Origin of the sequence: Enhygromyxa salina, assembly GCF_002994635.1 — a bacterium.
GTDB lineage: Bacteria > Myxococcota_A > Polyangia > Nannocystales > Nannocystaceae > Plesiocystis > Plesiocystis salina_B.
Window position 1 is genome coordinate 48,012 of record NZ_PVNL01000059.1, and the last position, 13,777, is coordinate 61,788.

10 protein-coding genes are annotated in these 13,777 nt (G+C 67.7%); 5 read left to right on the plus strand and 5 right to left on the minus strand.

The annotated features are described in order from the left end of the window. Positions 1 to 63: 63 nt before the first annotated feature. Both ENSA7_RS16390 and ENSA7_RS16395 read left to right on the plus strand, forming a co-directional pair. On the plus strand, positions 64 to 1,413 hold the full coding sequence (locus tag ENSA7_RS16390) for a CotH kinase family protein (RefSeq protein ID WP_106090234.1): 1,350 nt from the start codon (positions 64 to 66) through the stop codon (positions 1,411 to 1,413). A 318-nt stretch (positions 1,414 to 1,731) separates the two neighbouring features. After that, on the plus strand, positions 1,732 to 2,979 hold the full coding sequence (locus ENSA7_RS16395; RefSeq protein WP_181233802.1) for a trypsin-like serine protease: 1,248 nt from the start codon (positions 1,732 to 1,734) through the stop codon (positions 2,977 to 2,979). Positions 2,980 to 2,996: 17 nt separating this feature from the next. Here ENSA7_RS16395 and ENSA7_RS42280 read toward each other — a convergent pair whose 3' ends face one another. From ENSA7_RS42280 to ENSA7_RS16420, 5 genes are all read right to left on the minus strand, one after another. Continuing rightward, a complete protein-coding gene (locus ENSA7_RS42280; RefSeq protein ID WP_146157764.1) occupies positions 2,997 to 4,127 on the minus strand; it encodes a calcium-binding protein in 1,131 nt (376 codons plus the stop codon). 40 nt (positions 4,128 to 4,167) lie between these two features. After that, entirely contained in the window at positions 4,168 to 5,838 is a 1,671-nt protein-coding gene (locus ENSA7_RS16405; RefSeq protein WP_106090236.1) for a hypothetical protein, read from the minus strand. Between the two features lie 163 nt (positions 5,839 to 6,001). After that, entirely contained in the window at positions 6,002 to 7,585 is a 1,584-nt protein-coding gene (locus ENSA7_RS16410) for a vWA domain-containing protein (RefSeq protein ID WP_106090237.1), read from the minus strand. A 133-nt stretch (positions 7,586 to 7,718) separates the two neighbouring features. Further along, on the minus strand, positions 7,719 to 9,287 hold the full coding sequence (locus ENSA7_RS16415) for a hybrid sensor histidine kinase/response regulator (protein WP_106090238.1): 1,569 nt from the start codon (positions 9,285 to 9,287) through the stop codon (positions 7,719 to 7,721). After that, positions 9,284 to 10,429: an FIST signal transduction protein gene (locus ENSA7_RS16420; RefSeq protein ID WP_106090239.1), complete on the minus strand. Its 1,146-nt coding sequence runs from the start codon at positions 10,427 to 10,429 to the stop codon at positions 9,284 to 9,286. Before ENSA7_RS16420 ends, ENSA7_RS16415 begins: the two co-directional genes overlap by 4 nt. A 304-nt stretch (positions 10,430 to 10,733) precedes the next feature. Here ENSA7_RS16420 and tssB point away from each other — a divergent pair, with 304 nt between their 5' ends. The 3 genes from tssB to ENSA7_RS16435 all read left to right on the plus strand — a co-directional run. Continuing rightward, complete coding sequence (gene tssB, locus ENSA7_RS16425; protein WP_052559154.1) at positions 10,734 to 11,216, plus strand: type VI secretion system contractile sheath small subunit; 483 nt, start codon at positions 10,734 to 10,736, stop codon at positions 11,214 to 11,216. Between the two features lie 46 nt (positions 11,217 to 11,262). Continuing rightward, positions 11,263 to 12,738, plus strand: coding sequence for a type VI secretion system contractile sheath large subunit (tssC, locus tag ENSA7_RS16430; RefSeq protein WP_106090240.1), 1,476 nt, complete (start codon positions 11,263 to 11,265; stop codon positions 12,736 to 12,738). Positions 12,739 to 12,976: 238 nt separating this feature from the next. Beyond that, positions 12,977 to 13,777: type VI secretion system ImpA family N-terminal domain-containing protein (locus ENSA7_RS16435; RefSeq protein WP_181233803.1), on the plus strand; the 801-nt coding region annotated here is incomplete at its 3' end.

The following is a 13,777-nucleotide window of genomic DNA, read 5'->3' on the forward strand; positions in this document are numbered from 1 at the left end:
ACTGCCGCGTGACGTGGCGGTGCGAATCGCGGTCGCGTTCGGGCGAGTGTGGTAGCGTGGTTCGTGCGCACGCAATACCTCATCGTGGGTCTGGTGGTCGCGCTCGGCTGCGGCCCGGCAGCACCTGGCACGCACGGGGAGACCGACACCGGTGGCGACGGAGACCCGGGCGACGGCGACGGAGACCCGGGCGACGGCGACGGCGATTCAGACGCCACCTACGTATTCGACCAGAACGAGCTGCGCACGTACGAACTCGAGATCTCACCGCCCAACTGGGCGCTACTCAACGAGGACCCAACCGCCGAGATCTACGTCCCCGCCCAGCTCCACTTCGAGGGCCAGACCTGGGGTCCGATCGGCGTGCGCTACAAGGGCGGCTACGGCAGCCTGTACTGGTGTTTTGACGGCCAGGGCAATCAGGTCTGCCCCAAGATCTCGATGAAGCTCAAGTTCACCGAGTACAGCGAGGGGCCGCTGTTCTACGGTCTCAAGCGCCTGAACTTCCACGCGATGTCGGGCGCGGGTGGGGGCGACACCTCAAAGCTGCACGATCGGCTTGGCTACAACCTGTTTCTCGACAATGGCGTGATCGCGCCGCGAGCCGTGCACGCGCGCTTGCTGATCAACGGCGAGCTGGTGGGGCTGTTCATCGTCGTCGAGCAGATCGACGGCCGCTTCACGGACGATCGCTTCCCCAGTGACGGCGACGGCAACGTCTATAAAGAGATCTGGCCGATTCACCAGTGGGAGGGTCCGTACCTCGGCGCGCTGAAGACCAACGAAGACCAAGACCCGAGCGCGGCGAAGATGGTCACGTTCGCGTCGGCGCTGGCGGCAGGCGGCGACGCGGGCTTCAACGGCGTGATCGAGCAGTGGATGGACGCCGACGCGTTGATGCGCTACATCGCGGTTGATCGGGCGATCGAGAACTGGGACGGCATCGTTGGCCTGTACGGGCTGCCGGCGGGGAATCACAACTATTATTGGTACGAAGAGGGCCTCGCGGACCGGGTGTGGTTGATCCCGTGGGACCTCGACCACACCTTTGATTACCCGAATCCGATCGTCACGAATTACGGCGCTCCAGCATGGAACGAGGTGCCCCAGAGCTGCGCTGGGATTCCCACCTTTGGCGGGGTGTCGCGCTACCCGGCGATGTGTGACGACTTCATTCGGCGCATCGTCACGCAGCGGCACGACGAGTGGACGGCGGCTGCCCAAGAGCTGCTGAACACGCTGTATACGCAGGACGAGCTGGACAGCCGCGTGGACTTCTACGCCAACCAGATCGACGCGGCGGTCCAGGAGGACCCGGACCTGGACTACGCGCAGTGGCAGACCGCGGTGGACTGGCTGCGCGCGGATCTACTCGGGCTGCGTGATCAGCTGCAGGCTCAAATTGACGGCTAGTCGCTGGGATGCAGGCCGTGCTCCCGGATCGCGCGGCGCCACGCGTAGTAGGTCGTCGCGCACGCGCGCGGGACCGCTCTCGTGTGGGGTGATGCCCCGCCCGAGATCGTCGACTGAAATACCAGTCATGAACACTGAGCTGATTTCATGCGCGATTATGAGCACGATTGTGTATACTGCGAGCTAGATCGCAAGAATGACACCTGTCCCCGAAATCGGGCGTGGGCACAACAACCCATTTTCAGATAGCGAGCACTTATTTGCTCTGGTGTGCACTTCAACCACCTATTCGTGCCGGAGTACCCTATGCTGGTGGGCGTGAACGGAAAACACGCACATTTGGGTACGCGCACCTACACATTCGGCAACGTAGTGTCGCTGACGGCCCTCTTGGCGGTGGCGGTGCCGGGCTGCGATCTCGAGGACGACGGCCGGCCCACACGCGGTGATGGGATCGCCGGCCAGGCCGACGACGAGCCGAGCGAGACCGAGCACGAGGAGCGGATCTACGGCGGCGGCCCGGTGGTGTCGTGTGGCTGGCCCACGACCGTGTCATTGGGCGGCTCGTGCACGGGCACGCTGATCCACCCCGAAATTGTGGCCTATGCGGCCCACTGCGGGTCCAATTACAGCTCGATTCGGTTCGGCAATGACCTCTCGGGCAACAACGACGGTTTCTATGTTGGCACCGATTACTGCAAGATCTACCCGGGCTACACGGGCGTCGGGAAGGGCGTCGATTTTGCGTATTGCAAGCTCGTCACGCCAGTCACGAATTTCCCGATCGTGCCGCCCTTGATGGGCTGCGAGACCGACATCCTCCAGCCCGGGGCGCCCGTCGCCGTGGTCGGGTTTGGCAACGCCGACAACGGGCCTTACGGGATCAAGCGTGAGGTCTACACCCAGCTCAACAAGATCACGAGCAACAACGAGGCGTTCGTCGGCGGCGACGGTAAAGACTCGTGTCAGGGAGACTCGGGCGGCCCGGTGTTCATCGAGCTCCCCGACGGCAGCTGGCGGGTGTTTGGCATCACGTCGTACGGCGGGGCCTGTGGGACCGGTGGGTACTACTCGCTGATGCACCGCGGGATGCCGTGGTTCGAGCAGGACTCGGGTCTGGACCTGACGCCGTGCCACGACGCCCAGGGCAACTGGTCGCCCGGTCCGGGCTGCACGGGGTTCCCAGAGGACGCCGCGACCGCGGGTGGGAGCTGGCCTAGCTGCAACGCGGGGCCGCTGTCGGGCGCCTCGGCGACCTGCGGGGCGCCGATCGACGCTGGCGATCCAGAGCCAGAGCCGGAGCCAGAGCCAGAGCCGGAGCCGGAGCCCAACCCCGTCGTGAACAGCTGCGACGGCGCCTGCGGTGGCCAGGCGGCCGGCGGCTGTTGGTGTGACGACCAGTGCAGCAACTACGGTGACTGCTGCGCCGACGTGCTCGCGGAGTGCAAGCCGGCCCAGAGCTGCTCGGGCAGCTGCGGTGGCCAGGCCGCGAGCGGCTGCTGGTGCGATGCGCAGTGCGCCAACTATGGCGACTGCTGCGGGGACGTCGGCTCGGTCTGCAACTGAGCGCGTCGGCGTGTCGACTACGGCAGCTCGGTCTGGATCTGCTCGACCAGGTTCTGGCCCGAGAAATACGCCGTCACCGTCAGCCGAGTGTTGGGCCACACAATCCACAGATCCTGCCCAACCCGCGCCTGGACCACGTCGGCGGCTCCGTAGCTGCCGATCCAGATCACGTCGTCGCCGCTGATGTCGCTCGAGATCGTGTCGTTGCCGTCGCCCGCTCGCCACACGTAGGTGTCCGAGTCGGGCCCGCCAGACAGGGTGTCGTTGCCCTCGCCGCCGACGATTAGATCGTCGCCGGCCTCGCCGTACAGGTGATCCATCCCGCTCCCGCCAAACAGACGATCGGGATCCGCTCCGCCGTAGAGGGTGTCGTCGTCGTCGTCGCCGAACAGCCAGTCTGCGCCCGTGTTGCCGACCAGCGTGTCGTTGCCGACGCTGCCGTAGAGCACGTCATCGTCGGCGCCGCCGGTCAGGGTGTCGTCGCCGGTTCCGCCGTCGAGGTAGTCGGCGTGGTTTTGCCCAAACAGGTCGTCGTCGCCGGTCTGGCCGAGCACGCGATCATTGCCGTCGCCCGCCTGGACCGTGTCGTCGTCGTCGCCAGCGAAGATCTCGTCGTCGCCGCCGAACCCGAAAATCGAGTCGATGCCGGCCAGACCTTCAATGCTGTCGTTCATCGCGGTGCCGTTGAGGGTGTCGCCGCCCGCGGTGCCCATGAGCGGGGTCCCGCCGACGTCGCTCCACGGGCTCACGTCGGGCCCGCCGGGGCTGGGATTGAGGACGCCACCCTGGATCGGGAGTGCGTCGACGATCTCGCAGTTGGGGACGCCCTCGCACACGTCGCCGTCGCCGTCGCCGTCGCCGTCGCCCGTTTCGCCGTCGCCGTCGCCCGTTTCGCCGTCGCCGTCGCCGTCGCCGTCGCCGGGCTCACCGTCGCCGTCCCCGTCGCCGTCGCCGGGATCACCGTCGCCGTCGCCGGGCTCACCGTCGCCGTCGCCGGGATCACCATCGCCGGGATCACCGTCGCCGGATGATTCGGTCGTCGTCGCAGCGTCGCTCTCGTCGCCGGGCTCGCCGTCGCCATGGCCGACCGAGTCAAAGCTGCACGCCGTCGCCAGGCAGCTGACCAGCAAAATCTCGAGCGCGCGCACTCGGCGAGTTTGTGTGAAGCCCGCCCCGATGTCGAGCGGCCTACAGCAGCGGCTCATCGATCACGGCGACGTCGATGTCGTGACTCAACGTCGTGGCCCCATCCGCGCAGCCGCTGTCGACCACGGCGCGCTCGCGGGTGTAGCTGACGATCATGGTGTGCACGCGGGCGCCAGGGCCCGCCGGGTCGGAGAAGCTCACGGGCACCCCGGGCTGCACGGGATTTTGGGCCCCGACCACCCGCAGCTGCACGTGGCGCTCTGCAGTCGCGCAGCCGGCGTGCAGCTGCCAGGGACAGCTGGGCGCGGGCAGGGCCTCGAGCTCGCGGCCCACGGCGGGCCCCACGAACGCGGGATCATTGCCGCCACGCAGCAGCCGAACATCGAGGAGCCACACGCCGTTCACGTCCCTCGCCGGCTGCAAATCGCCGGCGTCGAGCAGGACCAGGGTCAGCTCGCGGGTACCCTGGGCGCCCGTCTTGGCCTCGGCCGAGATGAAGTCTCCAACCACGAAGGGCATGGCCTGAGGGGGCGCGCACACGTACCAAAAGTAGGGATCACCAGCGGGCGTGAGCTCCTGGTCGACGAGGTCGACCTCTCGCAGCTCGAGCTCGAAGCAGCCGTCGAGTCCGGCCTCGACCGACAGCAGCTCGGCCGGCAGCTCGGGCACCTCGACGGACCACTCGATCCGGCTCTCGGTCGCCGGGGCCTCGCAGCTGGCAGGCTGCTCGGGCGCGTCGGTGCGCGGCGTGAACCGGATGTCGTCGCCGCCGATCCACTGGGCGCGCTCGCCCGGCTCGAATTGGACGCCGAGGCCCTCGGTGTGGAGCTCGTCCTGAGTCCCGATCTGGCCTGGATACCAGCGTGGGATGTACTTGTTGGCGCCGTGGTCGATGAACAAGATCACCGGGTCGATGCTCTCACCCGCGATCCAGGCCGCGTCGCAGCCCGGGCCGTCGAGCTCGACGCCAACGTTGGCGCGGGCCGGCAACAGCCAGTGCTCGGCCTCGCCAAACGCGGCCGCCGTCAGCAGCCGCCCGGGATCCTGCGCGACCGCGTCGCAGTCGAGGGTGACGCCGCCGCGGCGGTAGCGAATGTGGAGCGCGAGCTGGGTGTCGTTGGTGTTGTTGAGATAGACGTGCCCGTAGACGTTCTCGAAGTTGCCGTCCCAGCCGCCGTCCCCTTCGTCGTCCCAGCCGTCGCCCTCGGTGGTCGCGACCGACGACCACAGCCCCAGCGCGCACAAGCCCGCGACGGCGCTGCGCTGCAACGGTCGCAGCGGCGAGCGCTCGGGGTCCATGTGCGGGACCAGCAGCTGCCACGAGAGCCCGAGCAAGGGCAGCGCGAGCAGGTCGGTGGGATCGCAGGTGATCACCCACGGGAACCCGACGAGACCCATCAACCCGGACCACAGGCCCGCGCACGCAGGCGACAGCTGGATCGCCGCGAACACCAGGCCCACCGCGACGTGGCAGGCCGCGAGCGCCCCGCGAGTCCGCACCCGCAGCAGCGCGGCGAGCAGCACGGGCGCGACCAACATCCCCGCGAAGTCGCTGAGCTTGCCAGTGAGCCACGCGGGGATCACGTCCGCGCCCTTGAGCCAGTGGTCGTTGGTGATCAGCACGGCGAGCGCGAGCAGCCACGCGGGGCTGAGCAGCGCGCGAGCCGGGAGCACGCGCCGTGTGGCGGGAGGATCGTGGGTCGGATCGGCCATGCTCACACCAAGACGCCACGCTACCACGGCGCGGGCGAGCCTGGTCGGGCGGAGACCAGCCCGCTCAGAGGTGCTCGATCAGCCAGGCCTCGGCCTCCTGGTTCGACCCGATCCCGCTGTCGCTCACCGCGGGGAACGTCTGTGGGCCGGTCAATCATATGGTCTAGTCGGCCGGCCACGGCTCCGGGGGGACCGGGTTGGGTGAGTTGGTCACGCTCCCGCGCGCTTCAATGTTCTCGATGAACCGGTACACGTAGAACAGATCATCCTCGATGTCGGCGTCGGGCGTCGCCGCCAGCCATGCCTCTACGCTCAGCGCCAGCGGGCGCAGGATCGACAGGGCGCCCGCATCATCCCCGACCGAGGCGCGGGTCGCCGCCATCTCGAACGCGACGTACAGATTCAACATCACGAAGCCCTTCTCGACGCTGTCGTTGGTGAACCACCCGTCGGCGGGCGTCTCCCACGGGCCCAGCGGTGAGGTGATCTCGACGACTTGCTCGACGATCTCGTCGCTGCCGGGCACCTGGTACTCGAACTCGATGCGGCCGACCTCGCCGGGGTCGTCACCGGTCGGCGTGAGCTCGAGGATCATCGCTCCGCCACCGCCGCGGCGACCGTTCTCGTTGTCGTCGTCGCTCATGCGGTGAGCGATCTGCAGGATCGGAATGTCCATGTGACCGTGGTTGCCCCACACGTCGGCCTGCTTGGTCCCGTAGATCCTGCGCAGGTCGTAGCCCTCGAACACGGTCGCGTCGATCGTCACGTCCTCGGCGAGCGGGATCACGAACGCCTGGACCTCTTCTTCGAACACCTCTTCGACCGCGGCGTAGTCCTCGATGTAATAGAATGAGCCGCTCCCGACCTCGGCGAGCGTGCGCATCAAGTCGACGTCAAAGTCGGAGCCCAGACCGATCGTAGTCAGCCCAAACCCGAGGTCGCCCCACGAGGACGCGAGCCCCTCGATCTTGTCGGAGCTGGTGATGCCGACGGTCGCCATCCCGTCCGAGACCAGCACCACGCGGTTTTGGTAGCCGTCTTGCGCGTGAGCCTCGACGGTCTCGAACGCCGAGCGCAGGCCGGCGTAGACGTTGGTCGAGCCCTTGGTCTCGAGCCCGGCGATCGCCGTGGCGAGCTCGACGGAGTCGCCAGCGACGTGCTCGACGATCAGCTCGGCGTCGTCGCCAAACCCGATCAGGCTCACGCGATCCTCGGGCTGCAGGCTGTTGCGCATGCGCAGCAGGCCCTCGCGGACCCGATGCAGCGGCTCACCGGCCATCGAGCCCGACAGGTCCACGGCGATCGCCAGGTTCAGCGGCGGGCGCTCGACCGAGTCGGCGTCGATCGGGGTGTTCATGCCGACCAGCACGACCGTGCAGTTCGAGCCCGAGATCATGTTGCCCATCACGCCAAGCATCCCGTGAATGCACACGTTCTCGCCGCAGTTGGGCGCAGGCATCTCGATCTGGTGCTCGGCGAAGAAGCCCATGTCGTCGATCGTCTCCGGCCCGGGGATCCCACCTTCGAGCAGGATCTCGCGGAACAGACCAAAGTCTTGCGCGCCGCCTTGGCCGACCCCGGATCCCAGCGAGGAGCCGCCGGTCTCACCGCCGAAGCTGTCGAAGTCGCCGCCGTCGCTGGCACAGCCGAGCCCGGGGAGGGTCAGCAGACCCAGCGCGCTGAGCGCGGCGGCCGCGAGGCGGGGCTTGGAGACAGAGGGGGAGGCCAAAGTGCGTCGATCTTGCATGGATAAGCTCTCAGAGGGGGTTCGCGGGGGTAGTCTCGGGCGGCCGAGATCGGTTCACACCCGAGTTTTCGGCCCGAGTCTCCGACCGGCTCCAGCCCCACGGTCGACCTCACGCGAGCGTCTCGCTCACTCTTCAGTCCGCGAGGATCGCCTCGATCGCCGCGGTCAGCTGTCGCAAGCTGAACGGCTTTTGCAAGAACGGCGACGCGTCCTCGCGCTCGGGAAAGTACCCGCTCATCAACAGCACGCGCTTGCGCAGCGCCGGGTAGCGCTCGAGCACCAGCCGCCGCAGCTCGTCGCCGCTCATCCCGGGCAGCCGGACGTCGCTGATCACCAGGTCGAAGGGCTCGCTCGCGAGCAGCTCGAGCCCCAGCTCGGCGGTCTCGACCCCAACCGCCACGTGACCGGACAGCCCGAGCAGCCGGACCAGACTCCGCAGCAAGCTGGGCTCGTCCTCGACACACAGGATCCGCAGCTTGGGCGGCTCGTCCGGTGGGTGGGCTGGCGCCGGGGGCTCGAGAGCCGGCGCGAGCGGGAGCTCGAGCTCGAAGCACACGCCGCCCTCGGCCCGATTGAACGCCCGCACGCAGCCTTCGTTGTCCTGCATCAGCCCCCAGCTGATCGCCAGGCCGAGCCCGGTGCCCACCCGCTCACCACCGCCGCTGACAAACGGCGTGAACATCTGCTCGAGCACGTCATCGGGGATCGGGGGCCCCTCGTCGAGGATCTGAATGAGCACGCGCTGGTCGACGGCCCGGGCCCTGACCTCGATGGTTCCGCCGCCGGCGATCGCCCGCGCCGAGTTGCCCAACAAGTTGACCATGACGAGTTCGAGCTGGGCACGGTCGGCGATCACGCTGAGCGTGGGCGACTCGACCGTGCACGTCAGCTCGAGCGGCTCGCCGCTGACACCCGCGAGCTGCCGCGCGGCCTCGACGACGCCGAGCACCTCGACGCGGGTCCGCTCGGGGGTCTCGGGCGCGGCGAAGGCACGCAGGTTGGTGACGATGCGGGCGATCCGTCGGGTGTGGCCGAGCAGCTCGTCGATCGCCGCCCGAGCGGCGTCCGGGACCCGCTGCGAGAGATCGGTGAGGCCGAGCTGCAAGACCGCGAGCGGGTTGTTGATCTCGTGGGCGACCCCAGCCGCGAGGTCTCCGATCGCCGCCAGGCGGCGGGCGTGCTGAAGCTGGCGGCCAAGCTCGACACGCGCGCTGACATCCCGAACGATCACCTGCGTGTGGCCGAACCCCGGCACCGGCGCGACGGTGATGTCGACGACGCGACCACCGACCATCTCGATCTCATCTGCCTCGCCCGCGTCCGCGGTCAGCAGATCTTCGACCACGTCGCGGGCCGACCCCTCGAACAGCTCGATCAGCGGCATCCCGAGCAGCTCGCCGTCCAGGAGTCGGGCTGCGATCGCGTTGGCGCTGGTGATGATCCCGAGGTCGTCGATGATGAACGCGAGGTTGGGCCCGTGATCGAACAGCGCGCGGTAGTGGGCCTCGGACCGGGCGAGCTCGCGGGTCCGCAGCTCGACGGTGTTCTCGAGCGAGGCGATCGCCTTGTGGAGCGGGAGCGCGTCGGGGTCGCGATGCTGAGCGTCCCGGGCCATGCGGGCCGAGAGCGCCTCGATCACCTCCTGCGCTGCACGGAGCTGCTCCTGCAAGGCACGGATCTGCTCATCGGGACCTTCAGTCATGTCGCTTGTCCGAGCACCAAGCCTGTCAGCGTATGGTTGATCTGTACCGCGCCAAATTGCTCACCGTAAGTGGTGAAGCCAGCGCCCGGAATCGGCAGCATCGCGGCCCCAAGCTGCGCTACGAGCCCTCGCGCCCCAGCTTCCAACATCCGGCCGGCGCAGTTGAACAGCAGCAATCCCTGCGGCTCGGCGATGCCAGCGAGCGCGCGCCCGAGTCCGTCTCGTGTGGCGGCGACGATGTCACCGGCCGCCATGGGATAGATCAGCGTGCCCTCCTCGAGCGAGCCGCCCATCAGCAGGCTCTCCGCTTGGACGGTCATCACCGAGCGCATGAACGTCGCGGGTCCGACCTCGAAGCCGAACACGATCTGCCGGGCCGCGAGGGTCTCGAGCGGGTCGTCACGCAGACGTTGCTCGTCGAGGCCCGCGAGCTTGGCGAGGAATGGGACCGCCGGGTAGCCGTCGAGTCGCGACACGAGTCGCCGGGCCGGGTCGGCCTCGGTCACCACGATCGGCGCCGCAACGCGCGTGTAGTGGTGGAGGTGGAACGGCACGAACGGGCGCTGCGGCTCGAGCAGCAGCAGCACGGCGCTGCCGGTCGAGACGCGCGGGCCGAGGGCCACCTGGGTCGCCTGGAACTGGAAATCATCGCCCGCGCTCCCGCCGACCAGGGGGACCTTGGGCGCGGCGCTGGCCAGCGCCGCCAGCAACAGCTCTTCGGCGCCCGAGAGCCCGTCGGTGAGGCTGAGGAACACGAAGTCCTCGGGGCGCTCGCGCACCCGCTCGGCCCCGATCCCCGCTCGCAGCTCGTCGACGGCCTGGACGCAGCGCTCGTACTTCAGCTCAGCGAGCTGCTCGAGCAGCACCGCGCGGGCCTGCATCGGACCCGTGAGCGCGAGCGCGGACACCTGTCCAACGCTGAAGCCGTCGGGGCCGATCTCGCCGCAGGTGGTGCAGCCGATCGTGAGGCTGTCGGGGAACGCCTGGGCGACCGCCGCAGCCACGTCCGCGAACGCGAGCTTGCTGCTGACGAAGAACAGCACCAACCCTGGTGTCGTGGGTCCGAGTTGCTCGCTGAGCTCGTGGGCGATCTGCGGAGGGTCGGACGAGCGGGCGTGGGCGACGGTGAGCCCCGTGGACATGTCTCGACCATAGCCGACGGATCCGACGTCGCTCCCGCCGGCGCGCTGGCACGCGCAAGCGCCCGCGAGCCGGCCCGCGAACTGCCGTTCCAAATAAGATCGGTGGTCACACCCGCGGAGCCGTCCCGGGGTCTGGCGGCGCGGTTGAGAGATCGCGCACTATCCGCTGTGCCCCGCCGCGTAAACCGGCGCAGGCCGACGTTCGCGAGCAACGCAGCTGTCTGGACGTGACCACCCCGACCTTTCGATCAACGACGATCATCCTCGCGAATCGCAGTGCAAAGGTGATACGCTCCGCGCCGAGATGGCAAAAGAAGCATCCGTCGCCCCCAAAGAACGCGTCAACATCGTCTACAAGCCGGCCGGCGATGCAACCGAGGATGTCGAGCTGCCGCTCCGTATCCTCATGCTCGGTGACTTTACAGGCAAGGCAGACGACACCCCAGTCGAGGAGCGCAAGCCAATCAACATCGATAAGGACAACTTCAACGACGTGCTGTCCGAGTACAACATCGGCGTCGACATCAACGTGCCCGACACCCTCTCGGGGGAAGCTGGCGCGGAGATGGGCGTCTCGTTGAAGTTCAAGAACATGAAGGACTTCACGCCCGAGGGCGTGGTCGAACAAGTCCCGGAGCTCAAGAGCCTGCTCGACCTTCGCAACGCCCTCAACGCCCTCAAGGGCCCGTTGGGCAACGTTCCGGCGTTCCGCAAGAAGATCCAGAGCCTGCTCGAAGACTCGGATTCCCGCGACGCGTTGCTGGCCGAGCTCGGCGCCAAAGACTGAGCCCCACCCCTCACTGATTCTCCACCCGACACACTGAAGAGTTCCCATGAGCACCGAAACTGAGAACGAATCTGGGGGAGCGGCAGCAGCCGAGGGCTCCCTGCTCGAGACCATCCTCTCCGAGACCAACCTCGCCCCCGGCGACGAGGCCTACGACGTCACCAAGCAGGGCGTGCAGGCATTCATCAGCGAGATGCTGAAGGGTCGCGAGTCGAAGAAGATCGACAAGGCGGCCGTCGACGCGATGATCGCCGAGCTCGACGCTCGCATGAGCCAGCAGCTCAACCAGATCCTGCACAACTCGTCGTTCCAGGCGATCGAGTCGGCCTGGCGCAGCCTCAAGTACACCGTTGACAACGTCAACTTCCGCGAGAACGTGCGCATCAACGTGCTCTCGGTCCAAAAAGACGAGCTCCTCGAGGACTTCGAGGACGCCCCGGAGGTCACCAAGTCGGGCCTCTATCGCACGGTCTACTCGGCCGAGTACGGCACCTTCGGCGGTCGGCCCTACGGGCTGATGTGCTCGCTGTACGAGTTCGCTGGCGGCCCGCAGGACATCGAGCTGCTCCAGCAGTGCGCTGCAGTCGCGACCATGGCCCACGCGCCGTTCCTGGGCAACGCGTCGCCCAAGCTGTTTGGCGTCGAGTCCTACGAAGATCTGCCGCGGCTCAAGGATCTGCAGAGCCTGTTCGAGGGTCCGCAGTACGCCCGCTGGCACGCGTTCCGCGAGAGCGAAGACGCCCGCTACGTCGGCCTCGTCGCCCCGCGAATGATGCTCCGCATGCCCTACGGCCCGGACGACGTGCCGGTCAAGTCCTTCAACTTCAAGGAGGACGTCATCGACCAGCACGAGAACTACCTGTGGGGCTACAGCTCCTGCGCGCTCGCAACCCGCGTCGCCGACAGCTTCGCCAAGTACCGCTGGTGTCCCAACATCATCGGTCCGACCTCGGGCGGCGCCGTCGAGGATCTGCCGCTGCACCAGTACAAGGCGCTGGGCGAGATCCAGACCAAGCTGCCGATCGAGTGTCAGCTGACCGAGCGCCGCGAGTTCGAGATGGCCGAAGAGGGCCTGATCGGACTGACCATGCGCAAGGGCAGCAACAACGCCGCGTTCTTCTCGGCCAACTCGGTCCAGAAGGCCAAGGTGTTCCCGAACACCCCCGAGGGCAAAGCCGCCGAGACCAACTACCGGCTCGGCACCCAGCTGCCCTACATGTTCATCGTCACCCGGCTGTCGCACTACATGAAGGTGCTGCAGCGCGAGCAGATCGGCTCGTGGAAAGAGCGCGGCGATCTCGAGCGCGAGCTCAACGTCTGGATCAGCCAGTACGTCGCCGACATGGACAACCCCGCGCCGGGCGTTCGCTCCCGTCGTCCGCTCCGCAAGGCCTCGATCTCGGTCGAGGACGTCGAGGGACAACCCGGCTGGTACAAGTGCTCGATGAAGATCCGCCCGCACTTCAAGTACATGGGCGCATCGTTCGAGCTCTCGCTGGTCGGCAAGCTCGACAAGGACTAGCTCTGGACTGACCTCCATGGGCAACCAGGCTCCCTGCGCAACCTTGCGTGGGGGGCCTTTTGCGCAGTCAACCTCGTCTAAGTTAATGTCCTAACGTCCGCTGCCCGAGGTGGACCAGTCCACGAACGGCGCATGCAAGCGGGCGAGAAGCCTCGCCCGAGCTGAAAGTAGCCTCGCCCGAGCTGAAAACAGCCTCGGCCGAGCTGAAAGCAGCTTCGCCCGAGCTGAAGACAGATCCATGGACAAGCAGACCGTCGAGCAACGTGCCGCCGCCCTCCTCGCGCCGATCCCCGGCGACAACCCCGGGGGCGAGAACGCCAACTACGACGCGCGCCACGAAGAGCTGCGCCGTGAAGTCGCGAAGATCGAGTCACCGACCACCGGGATGCCCGAGTGGCCGCTGGTCGCCAAGGTTGGCGGCGAGCTGCTGACGACGACCAGCAAGGACTTCTTGATGGCCGCGTATGTAGCCTGGGCCTGGTTCGAGACCGAGGGGTTGAACGGGCTCGCGTGTGGCGTGGCGTTGATGCAGGGGCTGGTCGAGCAGTACTGGGACACCGGGTTTCCGCCGCGCAAGCGCTTGCGTGGGCGTGGCAACGCGTACGGATGGTTCATGGACCGGTTCGAGAACGCGGTCGGCGATATCGCAGTCACGCCGAAGGATCGGGTCGCCATCGCGATCTTGCAGGAGTCGGTGCCCGCGTTTGCGGCCGTGGTCCGCGACAAGTTTGAAGACAGCGCCCCGGGTATGCGGTCGCTGACCGACGGGATCAAGCGGTTGGCGATCAACTTGCCGCCCGCGTCGCCCGAGGAGCAGGCGGCCGTCGATGCGGCGCTCGGTGGTGGGGCTTTGGTTGCGCCGGCGGCTGAGCCGGTCGCGGTCGAGCCTCCGCCGGAGCCGGTCGCGGTCGAGCCTCCGCCGGAGCCGGTCGCGGTCGAGCCTCCGCCGGAGCCGGTCGCGGTCGAGCCTCCGCCGGAGCCGGTCGCGGTCGAGCCCGCGCCGGAGCCGGTCGCGGTCGAGCCCGCGCCGGTTGTCGAG

Excerpts from the sequence above, each read along its gene's own strand:
- ENSA7_RS16405 (WP_106090236.1), bottom strand. The coding sequence starts at position 5,838 with ATGGCCGATCCGACCCACGATCCTCCCGCCACACGGCGCGTGCTCCCG.
- ENSA7_RS16410 (WP_106090237.1), bottom strand. The coding sequence starts at position 7,585 with ATGCAAGATCGACGCACTTTGGCCTCCCCCTCTGTCTCCAAGCCCCGC.
- ENSA7_RS16415 (WP_106090238.1), bottom strand. The coding sequence starts at position 9,287 with ATGACTGAAGGTCCCGATGAGCAGATCCGTGCCTTGCAGGAGCAGCTC.
- ENSA7_RS16420 (WP_106090239.1), bottom strand. The coding sequence starts at position 10,429 with ATGTCCACGGGGCTCACCGTCGCCCACGCCCGCTCGTCCGACCCTCCG.
- tssB (WP_052559154.1), top strand. The coding sequence starts at position 10,734 with ATGGCAAAAGAAGCATCCGTCGCCCCCAAAGAACGCGTCAACATCGTC.
- tssC (WP_106090240.1), top strand. The coding sequence starts at position 11,263 with ATGAGCACCGAAACTGAGAACGAATCTGGGGGAGCGGCAGCAGCCGAG.